Origin of the sequence: Vibrio coralliirubri (assembly GCF_024347375.1) — a bacterium.
Classification (GTDB): domain Bacteria; phylum Pseudomonadota; class Gammaproteobacteria; order Enterobacterales; family Vibrionaceae; genus Vibrio; species Vibrio coralliirubri.
This window is the reverse complement of record NZ_AP025471.1, coordinates 206896-219767: the sequence shown is the minus strand read 5'-3', so window position 1 is coordinate 219767 and position 12872 is coordinate 206896. Positions and strand designations below refer to the sequence as shown.

General features: G+C 45.3%; 8 protein-coding genes. 4 read left to right on the top strand and 4 right to left on the bottom strand.

The window, feature by feature from the left end; translation table 11 throughout:
• The first annotated feature begins 4 nt into the window (after positions 1-4).
• Positions 5-1585 carry a hydantoinase/oxoprolinase N-terminal domain-containing protein gene (locus tag OCV20_RS17635; RefSeq protein WP_086774766.1) on the top strand — a complete coding sequence of 527 codons (1581 nt, stop codon included), beginning with the start codon at positions 5-7 and terminating at the stop codon, positions 1583-1585.
• 150 nt (positions 1586-1735) lie between these two features.
• Here the strand turns inward: OCV20_RS17635 and torS are convergent, their stop codons facing one another.
• A complete protein-coding gene (gene torS, locus OCV20_RS17630) occupies positions 1736-4747 on the bottom strand; it encodes a TMAO reductase system sensor histidine kinase/response regulator TorS (RefSeq protein WP_086774765.1) in 3012 nt (1003 codons plus the stop codon).
• 92 nt (positions 4748-4839) lie between these two features.
• On the opposite strand from torS, the gene torT reads away from it, so the two are divergent.
• Positions 4840-5868, top strand: coding sequence for a TMAO reductase system periplasmic protein TorT (gene torT / locus OCV20_RS17625; RefSeq protein ID WP_086774764.1), 1029 nt, complete (start codon positions 4840-4842; stop codon positions 5866-5868).
• Positions 5869-5928: 60 nt separating this feature from the next.
• On the top strand, positions 5929-6384 hold the full coding sequence (locus OCV20_RS17620) for a methylglyoxal synthase (protein WP_017064778.1): 456 nt from the start codon (positions 5929-5931) through the stop codon (positions 6382-6384).
• 62 nt (positions 6385-6446) lie between these two features.
• Here OCV20_RS17620 and OCV20_RS17615 read toward each other — a convergent pair.
• From OCV20_RS17615 to helD, 3 genes are all read right to left on the bottom strand, one after another.
• Positions 6447-7684 (bottom strand): IS3 family transposase gene (locus OCV20_RS17615; protein WP_261881422.1). Its coding sequence is split into 2 segments (ribosomal slippage): positions 6447-7312 and positions 7312-7684, totalling 1239 coding nucleotides; the frame shifts between segments, so codons are not numbered across the junction.
• A gap of 135 nt (positions 7685-7819) precedes the next feature.
• Positions 7820-8170, bottom strand: a complete 351-nt coding sequence (locus OCV20_RS17610) for a VOC family protein (protein WP_086775640.1) — start codon at positions 8168-8170, stop codon at positions 7820-7822.
• A gap of 87 nt (positions 8171-8257) precedes the next feature.
• Positions 8258-10333 (bottom strand): DNA helicase IV, encoded by a 2076-nt coding sequence (helD, locus tag OCV20_RS17605; protein WP_086775641.1) that lies wholly within the window; start codon positions 10331-10333, stop codon positions 8258-8260.
• 177 nt (positions 10334-10510) lie between these two features.
• Here helD and yccS point away from each other — a divergent pair, with 177 nt between their 5' ends.
• A complete protein-coding gene (gene yccS / locus OCV20_RS17600; RefSeq protein WP_061038425.1) occupies positions 10511-12694 on the top strand; it encodes a YccS family putative transporter in 2184 nt (727 codons plus the stop codon).
• Positions 12695-12872: the final 178 nt, after the last annotated feature.

Sequence of the window (12872 nt, the reverse complement as noted above, 5' to 3'; positions counted from 1 at the left end):
TCGCATGACAAACATTACGCTTGATTACTGCCGCCTTGGCATTGACGTAGGTGGTACCAATACCGACGGTGTGCTGCTCGACGCAGACTTGAATGTGATCGCTAAGGTGAAAACCGCAACCACACACGACATTTCTACCGGTATTGATAACGCGATTTCTACGCTATTAAGCCAAGCAAACATTGATGGTCAGCAAGTGAAACATGCGATGCTTGGCACGACTCAATGCACCAACGCAATCGTTGAACGAAAAGGCTTAGACAGAGTTGGGATGATTCGCTTAGCGCTTCCCAGTGGTGATAGCGTCCCGCCCCTTTGTGGTTGGAGTGAAGCGTGGCAAAACCTGCTTGGTCAGCACTTCTACCAAGCACACGGCGGCTATGAATATGACGGCCAGTTGATTGCCGACATTCAAGAGTCTGAGATCCGCGAGCTTTGCCAGAAAATGAAAGGCCAAGTGGATTCCATTGCTATCTGCGGCGTGTTCTCTCCCGTCAATGGCGACCAGGAGCTTCAAGCAGCAGAGTGGATTCAACAAGAACTTCCGGGCGTGAACCTTTCGTTATCCCATAAAGTGGGCAGCTTAGGGCTTTTAGAACGCGAGAACGCCACTATCCTCAATGCGGCTCTGCAAGGGACTGCAAAACGATTCGTAGACGGCTTTTGTAATGCACTCATCAATCATGAAATCCACACCACGCCTTATTTCGGTCAGAACGACGGAACACTGATGTCGCAGCAGTTCGCATTGATGTACCCGATTCTTACCGTGGCTTGTGGGCCAACAAACTCGATTCGTGGAGCGAGTCACTTAACTAAGTTAAAAGACGCGATTGTGGTCGATGTGGGCGGCACTACGTCTGATATCGGTGTGCTGACTCACGGTTACCCAAGAGAATCGAGCCTCGCGGTAGAAATCGGCGAAGTGAGAACCAACTTCCGTATGCCTGATATTTTGGCGTTAGCCATTGGCGGTGGTACCAAAGTTCGCTTTGAACAACAGCGTATAGAGCTAGGCCCTGAGAGTGTTGGTCACACTCTAACGCAAACGGCGCGTAGCTTTGGTGGTGATGAACTTACGCTCACCGATATTGCACTCAAAACAGGACAAATGCAGTGGCAGGCAGAACATCAATTGAGTGATGAGATTGGTGTTTCGGCCGAACAAGCAAACAAGGTTTATCAACAAATGGTCACGGATGTTGAAGAAGGCATCGATAAAATGAAGACGTCAGCTGCGAGCGTACCCGTAATCATGGTTGGTGGCGGCAGTGCCCTATTCCCAGATCATTTTGAAGGTGTAAGCCAAGTAGTTCGCCCTGAACACTTTGAAGTAGCGAATGCGATTGGTGTTGCGCTGGGTGAGATATCAGGCCAGTTCGATAAGATCGTACCGATTGATCCAGCATCACGTGAAGAGACCTTAAAGGGCTTGGAGGAGCAATCAAAGCAACTGGCGATTGAAGCTGGCGCATGCAGCGATAATGTCGCGATCATTGAACGAAGCGAGATTCCATTAAGCTACCTACAGGGCAATATGGTTCACGTTAAGATCAAAGCAGCTGGACATATCAAGATGATTTAAAGTGAATCAACGAAAATTGTATTTAACCAAATCCTATAACTAAAAAGCAGCCAATTCTTTCATAGAAAATGAAGAAATTGGCTGCTTTTTATGTTGTTACTTTTGGTTTCTAGCTCACGATACGTTTCTGTCGCAACCTAAGGTTTGTTTTTATAACTGCTCTTGCAACGCCTCAAGTGACTCTTGAACCAACTTCGACAACTCGCTATCTTTGCCTCGGTATTCACCTAATGGATCGCTGCTCGCCTCTATCACTTGGCAAGCATTGAAAAGTTGCAACAAACCTAAACTGCCCGCGGAACCTTTCAGTTTATGAGCGAGAGATTTTACCTCACGTCCATTGTTCGAATCACTCGCTTCGACCATTTCACTTAAAGTGACGCGGCTACTCTCTTCAAATAGTCCCACAATCTGCTTCATCTTTTCTAAGCCAAGAATGGACAAGTCACCTTTGATGACATTGGAATCAATCAATTTCACAGGAGTCTCTCCTTCGTCTTCAGTTTGCGAAGCTTTGATGGCTAAATCAGAGACGACGATCGCCATCTGAGATGAGTACAACTCGTTGCCTTTATTACGTTGAGGCTTGCTGTTTTGACTGCATATAGAATCGTTAGGATCAGGTTGTGGCAGTAGCAAAGTCTTGCCATCAAGCTGGGTCACAATGAGTTGAGCAAGTGCCTCTTTCTCTAACGGCTTAGGCAAGAAGCCATCAAAGCCAGACGACAAATAGCTTTCCACTTCTTCGTTAAACACGTGAGCCGATACTGCGATCATTGGAGGTACTTTTCGAATTACGTCTTCTTCACTTTCATGCTGAAGCGCATCGTCTTTGAGTTGTTGAATTAACTCGACGCCATCGCAGTCCGGTAAGTTAATGTCCACCAGCGCAATATCGAACTCTTGCTCACTGAATATGGCTCTCGCTTCTTGTCCGGTTGTCGCAATCACAACCTCGTGGCCTAGATTATGCAAAAAGCCTTCAGCAACGATGCAGTTTACGGGGTTGTCTTCAATTAGAAGTACCTTCGCTCGAATACACGCTTCAATGATCGGTACTTTCGTTTCTATCTTCTCACCGGCTTCAAGTGGCAGTGAGAACCAGAACTGGCTACCCTCGCCTTCTTCAGAATGAACGCCAATATCCCCGTTCATTGCCAACATAATGCTTTTACTGATCGCTAATCCAAGCCCTGTGCCACCGGTTTTGTTGCGACCGCTATCGGTTTGGGTAAAGGCATCAAACAGACAAGCTTGTTCACCAGCATCAATTCCGACACCGGTATCTGACACTTCAAACATCACTCTATTTTCATCTTCGATATCTAAACTGATAAAGATATCGACCGAGCCACTTTCCGTAAACTTAATCGCATTACCAACCAAGTTATTCAAGATTTGGCTGATTCGCGTTACGTCACCACGCCAATAGCGTTGCACGTCACTTTCAATATGGAAATCAAAATTGAGCTTCTTCTCAGCGGCGCGCCCTTCCATCAATTGGTAGGTATCTTGAACCATCTGATGAAGGTCAAACGACGCTGTGCGTATTTCTAAATGCCCCGCTTCAATCTTTGAGTAATCCAACACGTCATTCAAAATCGCGAGTAGATTCTTACCGCTGCGGTTAATGATGTCAGCATAGCCGGATTGCAACGGGTCTAGTCCTGTATCTTTGAGCAATCTTGCAGTACCTAATACACCGTTCATCGGCGTTCGTATTTCATGGCTCATCGTCGCAAGGAAAGCGGATTTCGCGCGGCTAGCTTGTTCTGCGGCGTTGCGAGCCTTAGCGTGATTCCCTACCTCGATATTCAGCTTTTCATTGGTCTTTTGCAGTTGATAAGTTCGGTCTGTAACCAACTCTTCTAAGTGCTCTTTGTGCTCTTCAAGTTCGCGTTTCGCCTTTGCTTCACCCACCGCGACCACTTGTAGCGCCTGCGCGGTGTTTCTGGCAGTGATGATCGCCTCGCCCATATGAGCCAGCTCATCATTACCCTTAACCGAGATATCAATATTCAGGCGACCTTGTGCGATAGACATCAAGGCCGATGAGTATTCAGTAAGACGTTTAACAACCGAGATATACACCACTCGCCACACGATAAATGCGACGATAACCAAGCCAATAACCGAAATCACAGACAGTGACCATTGAGCCAAATTCAACGTGCTGGTCAGCTCATCAACCGCTTTTTTGGTGCTTCGGTTTGAATCATCAACCAGTTGGTTAACCGTTGTATTCAACTGAGAGAACAACTCCAACGTATTTTGCATCAGAAACTCTGACTTTTTGGTGTTCTCATATTGTTCTAGTGAAATATCGAACACGACTTGGCGTTTTCTGAGCTCTTCTAGAAGCTGAGACATCTGCGCTGAACGAGTAGGATCTTCGACCGCTTTAACGCGGCGCGCCATGATTCTTAGGTTGGATTCAAATTCAGATTGGATTTGATGAATACGTTCTACGTTGGTAACGGTTTGCGTTTCTTCAATTTGGTTAAGCATCTTGAACGCCAGCAAATGTAATTCGTGAAGGCGCTCAGACAAATCAAGGTCAACCTCTACAAGCGCATCTAGGGCTTGGTAGGCTTTATCCGTTTCTTTGGTTTCTAGCAGGTCATAGATATGCGTGACGTTAGCAACCGCAATGGTAGCCGTGTTCAAAACTTGTGTTCGCGTCAACTGCTCTAGCTCTTCGGCCAATAGGCGCATCTCTTCGACACGAGACGACAACTCTTTGCTTAACCAAAGCTTACGCTCAACCGACACACCCAGCTCAGCCAGTGTGTTAATAACACTTTGAACATTGTTTTCAAGTTTATTGAGGAGCTGAGAATCGAAACTGTCGACACCAAGATCTTTGATATGCTGAAGAAGTGACTCAAGTTGGTCAAACAGTACGGTGCCAGCCTCTTTTCTTTCGGCTTCGTTTCTCGCATTAGAAAGCGTTTGTACTGACGAAATAATACGGTTACTCAACTCAGAAACCTGACGAGCTTCGATCATGGCAGGAAGCGCCGAATCAACGACGTTTCTTTCCGTTTTGGCTACAAAGCTAAAACCAGAAACACCGATCAATGCAGACAATAGAACCAACAGAGCCATCACTAAGAATGAGGCCAGCAGCTTGCGTCCAATACTCGCTGAAGCTAACAACATAAACTCTAAACCTTAAAACGTTCTTCTTTACCCATGCAGAATACGCTATATTTTGCAGTGTTTCTTATCTAAAACCAATAAAACGGCAATTCATGCTATCTAGACCTTTCGCTTCAATAATTCTTCTCACACTACTGGCCTCAGTGATCTCTGTCGCAAGTGCTAGCGAGCCTTTGAGCCCAATAGATCCAGCCGATGCCACATCGAAAAAAGAGAAAATCTGTGCCATTTATCCGCACCTAAAAGACTCATACTGGTTGTCTGTGAACTACGGAATGGTCTCTGAAGCAGAAAAGCAGCAAGTTGAGCTAAGAGTATTGGAAGCTGGCGGTTACCCCAACGTGGCCAAACAAGCCTCGCAACTGGTGCTTTGCACGCAATGGGGAGCCGATGCCATTATTTTAGGAACCGTTTCACCCGATGCATACCATGACAATCTCAGCGATTGGGTTGGCTCGACGCCTGTGTTTGCTACGGTGAATGAGTTAACCGTCAATGAAGAACAACAGAAGGTATTGAAAGGTACGGTCGGTGTCGATTGGTACCAAATGGGCTACCAAGTCGGAGAGTTTTTGTCAAAACTACACCCGAAAGGATCAGGCGAAACACCTATCGCCCTATTACTTGGCCCGCAAGCGAGTGGCGGCACTAAGCCTGTAGCACTGGGGTTTTATGATGCGATCAAGTCGAGTGATATCAAAATTGCGATCAGCTATTGGGCAGATAACGATAAAGAACTTCAAAGAAATCTAGTACAACAGGTGATAGAAGAACCTGATATCCAATATATAGTCGGAAGTGCCGTCGCGATTGAAGCAGCGATCAGTGAGCTACGAGCGGCCGATAAAACCGAAGAGATTGGGTTAATTTCAAGTTACCTAAGTCACGGAACCTACCGTGGTTTACTTCGTAACAAGGTACTTTTTGCGCCAACCGATAAAATGGTTGAGCAAGGTCGCTTGTCGGTAAAACAAGCCACGAGTTACTTACGCGGTCAACCTTACGAGCAACACAGCGCACCGATTATCGAGGCGCTGACACCAGCAACACTCAAAGATCAAATTATCGCCGACTCATTGTCACCTTCTGAGTTTCGTCCGGTATTCAGTGTGAATCCTTAGTGCTATATTGGCTGAAGAACTCAAAACAATAAAAACGAAACAACAATTTAGGGAACATTCATGCAAAAAACGACGCGCACTATGCCAACACACAAGCATATCGCTTTGGTCGCTCATGACCACTTCAAACCTGAGCTACTAAGATGGGTCAAAGAGAACAAAGAAAAACTACAAAAGCACTTCCTTTACGCAACGGGCACGACTGGTTCTCTGCTGAGTAAAGAGACTGGCTTAGCAATCAAGAGCATGATCAGCGGCCCTATGGGCGGTGACCAACAACTTGGCGCGCTTATCTCTGAAGGCAAAATCGATATGCTGATTTTCTTCTGGGATCCACTTAATGCTGTACCACACGACCCAGACGTAAAAGCACTGCTTCGTATCGCAAGTGTTTGGAACATTCCTGTGGCAACTAACCGCGCTACCGCTAACTTCCTGTTTAACTCTTCACTGCTTGAAGAAGAAGTAATCATCGAAATCCCAGACTACGAAGCGTATCTAGCAGAGCGCACGTAATCTCACTTTATTTGTGATCTCTACTGAATGTCTCGTCCTAAAATACGTTGACAGTATTTCTACTAAGCCAACAGCGCCAGCTGTTGGCTTTTTTCATGCACCTCATTTGGAGTTTTCATCATGAGACTGAGGTGCGGCCTCATATTGTTATAGATATTGATAGACTCTTTTACTAGTTGTTTAAGTTCCTCAAGATTCTTACACCTATCAAGTAAGAACTCTTGTTTCAGGATCCCATTTATTCTTTCTGCTAAGGCATTTTGGTAGCAGTCATAACCATCTGTCATCGAAGGCATTATGCCGCTAGTTTTCAATTTATCTTGATATACACCTGAGCAATACTGCAGACCACGATCTGAATGATGGATACAAGAACGATGATATCGACGCCCTTTGATAGCCATATCTAGCGCTTTCACGACATCCGTCGCTTTCATTTCATTGCTCAGCTCATAGCCCATTATTTTTCGACTAAACGCATCCGTAACCAATGATAGGTAGTGAACTCCTTCATCAGATTGAACATAGGTTATGTCGCTCACCAACACACTCTCTGGACCACATGGCTGGTAATCCTTTAATAAGTTCGGGTATTTTTTCATCCAATGTCTACTATTGGTCGTTTTTGTAAAACTATGCTTAGGTCTTACCAATAATCGTTCAGCGCGTAAGTAGTTGAAAAGCGCATCTCGGCCTAACTTGATACCTTGTTCTTGTAGTTTGGGTTTAAGCAAAAAATACAGCTTCCTAGTACCAACCCGAGGCATATAACGCCTAATATCCAACACCATTTTTTTAATCGGTTTAAGATCTAACTGACGATGATGAGCTCGCTTTTCTCTTTGATAAACACTCTGCCTCGTTATGCCGCATAGCCTACATACTCGAACTAAACTTATTCCTTCTTGTTTTTGAAGGCTTCTTGCTCCTTGGCTAGATACTTTTTTCTGAGACTGGTTCCGTGCTCAGCATCAAGAATATCAACCACTCTATTTAAGAAGAGATTCTTGATTTTTTCGTCTTCCAACTCTTTCTCAAGACGTTTTATTTTCTGTGCCGGTGATTCTTTAGGCTTAGGTGATTGGTGCATGACATTTATCCTTGGATTTTGCGCCCAATTCATCTTCCCGTGCTTTCGAAGCCAGGTTAAAACGGTTGAGCGGCCTTGGATACCATAAATGGTTTGGGCCTGTTTATATGTCATGTCGCCTCTTTCTACAGCGGCGACAACCTGTAATTTAAAGCCTAGTGTGTAATCACGCTGAGTGCGCTTAACGTAGGTATTATTTGAAGTAGTCATAATTCGTCCTCAATGTGTAAACACATTTCAGGACGGGACAGAACAGACTAAAAAGCCTGCATTTTATCGCAGGCTTTTTTATGTCTCGTTTTCAGGCATTAAACAGTTCAATCATAAACAGTGTAGTGAGTCTATCTACTTATCACTCCACACTGCCATCTCGTTGCCACTTGGCTCTCTGAAATGGAAACGTCTGCCACCGGGAAAGCTAAAGATCTCACGGTTTATCTGACCACCAGCATCAATCACATCGCGCTCAGTTTGCTCAAGATCTTGGCTATAGAAAACCATCAGCGCCGCGCCATTATCCGTATTCGACGCCAGATCCGCCAAATAGAAGCCGCCCATTAAGCCTTTGCCTTCAAAAGCAGAATACTCAGAGCCATAGTCTTCAAAGCTCCAACCAAACACTTGGCCGAAAAACGCCTTAGTTGCGGCGATGTCTTTCGCAGCAAATTCAATGTAGTTAATAGAGCCGTGTTCCATAGCAAATTCCTTATGCTTTATGCGTCTGCCTTGTGATATTAAGGCAGGGCTTGAAGATCTAATATTAGACAATCACGTCAAGTAACATCACTTTTTACGAACAACGGGGTAATCAGAACCATGCAGCTCCTGCACAAAGCCAGACCCGTCGCCACTGTGTGTGATCCATACTTTCTCTTTTGCCCGCGTCATTGCTACATAGAATAGACGACGCTCTTCTGCATAAGGGAAAGCGTCTGATGATTCAGTCAATGCGCCATCAATATGCAGCTGTTTCTTCTTGGTCGGGAACTGTCCTTCGTCAACACAAAGAATAATGACAAAGTCCGCCTCTTTACCTTTACTGCCGTGGCAAGTCATGAACTTGATATCAATGGAGGTGAAGATCTTCTTCCAGTCTTCCAACAACTCTGGCTTGTGGTAATGATTACGTCCAAGTAGCAGCACCGATTTATTGGTTTTGCCTTTAGATTGGCGGTTCAATTGGTCGAGGATCTTCTCAACTTCTTTGCTTGGCGCACTGTACACCGCCTTCTGCTTCTGTTGCTTGAAGCTGTTCAGTTCTTTCGGAATCTGAATTGGGTTTTCTTGTACAAAGCGATTGGCAACTGCACCTAGCTGATTGTTAAAGCGGTAGGTCGTATCGAGGTGATGAATGGTCGAGCTTTCAAAGCGATCCTTAAAGCCCGTGGTCAAATCCACATCCGCACCCGCAAACTGATAAATCGACTGCCAGTCATCGCCTACTGCAAAAATAGAGGCTTGATGCTCGGCTTTAGACTGATTACAAAGTGCTTCAACCAAGGCAAGACGATCTGGCGAGATATCTTGATACTCATCGATCATGATGAACTTCCAAGGCGAGATAAACTTGCCCTTCTCGACATACTGGGTCGCTCGACTGATCATGATTGAGAAGTCGATATGATTTTGTTCTTTCAATTCCTTTTGCCACGCGGTTACACATGGCCAACACAGTGAAAGCTCGCTGTTGAGGCGCGTATAGTCTCGGTGATCAATCAGCTGTTGCTGTACTTCTTTTTTCGTTAAACCCGACGCATTCAACTGTTCAAGCTGCTTTTCAAGCCAACCGATCAATTTGAGATTTGAAACATGGCTACCAAGCTCATCATCTCCGGTTAAATAAGCGATTGGCCATTTAGACAAGTGCTTTTGCCAACGTTTAAAGTTGGTCGGTGTCATCCAGTGTTTCTTCAACCAATCAATGCACCATGCTTGGCGTTGGTTGTCATCGAGCGCTAAAGGAGAAATAACCACGCGTTCGGGTTCAACTTGATTCAGTATCTTTAAACCCAACTGGTGGAAAGTACTGACTTGTACCTTCTCTGCTGATAAACCAATTTTGCTGTCGAGGCGCTGTTTCATCTCTTCCGCCGCTTCTCGACCAAAGGCGAGCAATAACAACTCTTCAGCTTGAGCTTGATGGCTTTGCAGTAAATACGCGACGCGAGCCGTTAGAACGCTGGTTTTACCCGAGCCTGCACCCGCTAAAATAAGGTTGTGATCATCATTCATCAACACCGCATATTGCTGCGATAAGTTCAGTGGTGACGACTCACATTGCGCAAACAACACTTCCCAGTTCTTTCGCTCGGTCTCTAGCCATTGTTGATTTCTTTCAGCTTGCTTGATCTCGGTTTCAGACAACCATGGCTGCATTCTTGCGATGCGATTTGGCATGCGCTGCGCGGCCTCTTCTAGCGTCATCGTCATACTCTCTAGGCCTGAGTTGACCATATCAACCCAAGTATTGACCTTAGAATGCGGTAGGAAAGCAGGTAGTTGCTCAAGACGTGTTAATTCAGCTTCCCACTGAGGTACGTGTTCAGCCAATTGTTCACATTGAGTGTCGTGCCACTTCTGATAAGCGGTAACTGAGGCGCGTGCAAATTGACGGCATTGATCCCAAGGTAAGCCTTGTACTAACCAACTGCGCTGTGTTCCATCTTGTTGATTAGCAAAAAATTGTAGCGATCCCCAAAACAATCCGCGCTTTATCGCGATCTTGCCACTCCAAATAGTAAATGGGATACGCTCTTCACTGCCTACTGAAGATAACAGCAAGCGTGGACCATCAAGTTCAACCTGATGATATTCATTTTGAATAAAAAACTGTGCAGTCTTGTTAGCGCTTAGCTGCATTGGAGTGTGCTCTTAATTGGGAATATTGAATTTATATCATGATGCAATGAGAATTAATAATATCTCATATCTTATCGACGCTTTCATGACCACCTACGGGCAATTATGGATAAGTATCAAATTCTTGTGCTTGATTTCTGTTAGGATTATGGTTTTTAGTGTGTCAAGTGAGCGACTGTGGACTTCTCAGCCAAATTACGCCTCTATTGGGCGAATAAAACCATAAATTACAGCATATTAATTCTCATCACTCTGCTCGGTGTGGTGGTGCCTGCTTGGTATTATGGACAAAACACACTGATCACGCCTTTGATCTTGGGCGTTATTGCTGCGGCTCTTGCGGAAAGTGATGACAGCTTTACCGGACGCTTGAAAGCACTCACGCTGACCTTTATCTGTTTCGCCGTTGCGGCTTTCTCTATTGAACTTCTCTTCGATACGCCTTGGCTGTTCGCGATCGGGCTTTTTGTTTCAACCTTCTCTTTTATCATTCTCGGGGCAATTGGCCCTAAATACGCGAGTATCGCGTTTGGCTCTCTCTTAGTTGCCATCTATACCATGCTTGGTGCACACGAGAGCACCAACCTTTGGTTTCAACCACTTCTACTGTTGACTGGCGCCGCTTGGTACTACTTCATGTCGATGATTTGGCAGATAGTGTGGCCAATGCAACCCGTGCAGCAAAACCTTGCCACGGTATTCGATCAAATCGGTAATTACATCGATTCAAAAGCGGAACTCTTCTACCCCGTTTCAGACTTGATTCCCCAACCACACCGAATCATTGAAGCCAAGCTCAATGCGAGTACCGTTAATGCACTTAACATGTGTAAAGCGACGCTACTCAACCGCTCTAAGCGCGGACACATTGACGGTCCTAGTGACCGATTTCTTAACACCTACTTTATCGCACAAGATATTCATGAACGCGTAAGCTCAAGCCATTATCGTTATCAAGAGCTAGCAAAACACTTTGAACGCTCTGACGTGTTGTTTCGATTTAAGTATCTACTGGAAGCGCAGGCAACAGCCTGTAAAGAAGTGGCGAGCTCATTGAAAGTTGGCACTGAATACCAGCATGGTGACAAGTCTGTACTGGCACTTGATGAGCTGATGTCTTCGCTCAATCACCTGCACCAACAGAACAACCCTGAATGGAAATCACTGCTGAACCAGTTGGATTACTTATTCAATAACCTAGCAACCGTTGAAAAACAGCTCTCGAATATCAGCAACCCAGATGCAGAGAAGATCGAAGAAGGTGTATTGGACGATACCAACCCTCATACTTTGACGGCAATGTGGCACAAGATCAAAGCTAACTTGCACACCGATTCTATGCTATTCCGCCACGCGATACGCATGGCGATCACTTTGACGCTAGGCTACGGGATTATCCAAGGCTTTGATATTGAACGAGGCTATTGGATTCTACTGACGACGCTGTTTGTGTGTCAGCCGAACTACAGTGCAACCCGTCAAAAACTGACGGCGCGTGTCATTGGCACGGTCGCAGGCTTATTGATCGGAGTTCCGTTACTGACCTTCTTCCCGTCACAAGAGAGCCAATTGGTGTTCATTGTGATCAGTGGCGTGATGTTCTTTGCGTTTCGAATCAATAACTACGGGTTTGCGACCGGCTTTATCACACTGCTTGTGCTCTTCTGCTTTAACCAATTAGGTGAAGGCTACGCGGTAGTATTGCCAAGGTTAGCGGATACCTTTATTGGTTGTGCTCTCGCCGTACTTGCTGTCATTTATGTGTTGCCTGATTGGCAATCGAAGCGACTGCACAAAGTGATGGCGGATGCGCTCGATTCCAATAAGAACTATCTCGCTCAAATCATCGGCCAATACCGTGTTGGTAAGAAAGATAGCCTTAACTATCGTATCGCTCGACGTAGTGCGCATAATAATGATGCAAACCTGACTGCCGCCATCAGTAGCATGTTGGTTGAACCGGGTAAATACCGTACCTCTGAAGATGAGAGCTTCCGATTCTTAACACTCAATCATGCTCTACTTAGCTATATCTCGGCTCTGGGTGCTCACAGAACGCGTATTGATGATGAGGCGACACACAAACTGGTGCTAGATGCGCACAGAGTAATCCACGAGCATCTCGACGCTCTAAATGATCAACTCTATTCTCATAAAGAGCATTGTGAAGTGAAAAACGCTTATGACCCTGAGTTGGATAAACGTTTGAGTGAATGGCGAGAAGAAGATGAGAATTCTGTCAAAATGGTTCTACAACAGCTCCATTTGATCTATCGAATGCTTCCAGAACTGCATACCTTAGCAACCAAGTTTGCCGTTAAGGTTAAGATCGACAAGCCGTTTGAAACGGAAGCTTCTTGAGCAACAAACAAAATACCGTAAAAACAAAAAGATAACGCCAGTTGCTTATCTTTTGATCATCACAAATATTTATATATTGCTTTACCCATACCCCTAATTGGGTAGAGCAATTACTTACCCACCCTTGTGCCACAAGGGTTGCAGGCGTTTTTACATTGTAGGAATTTTCTGACTTTGA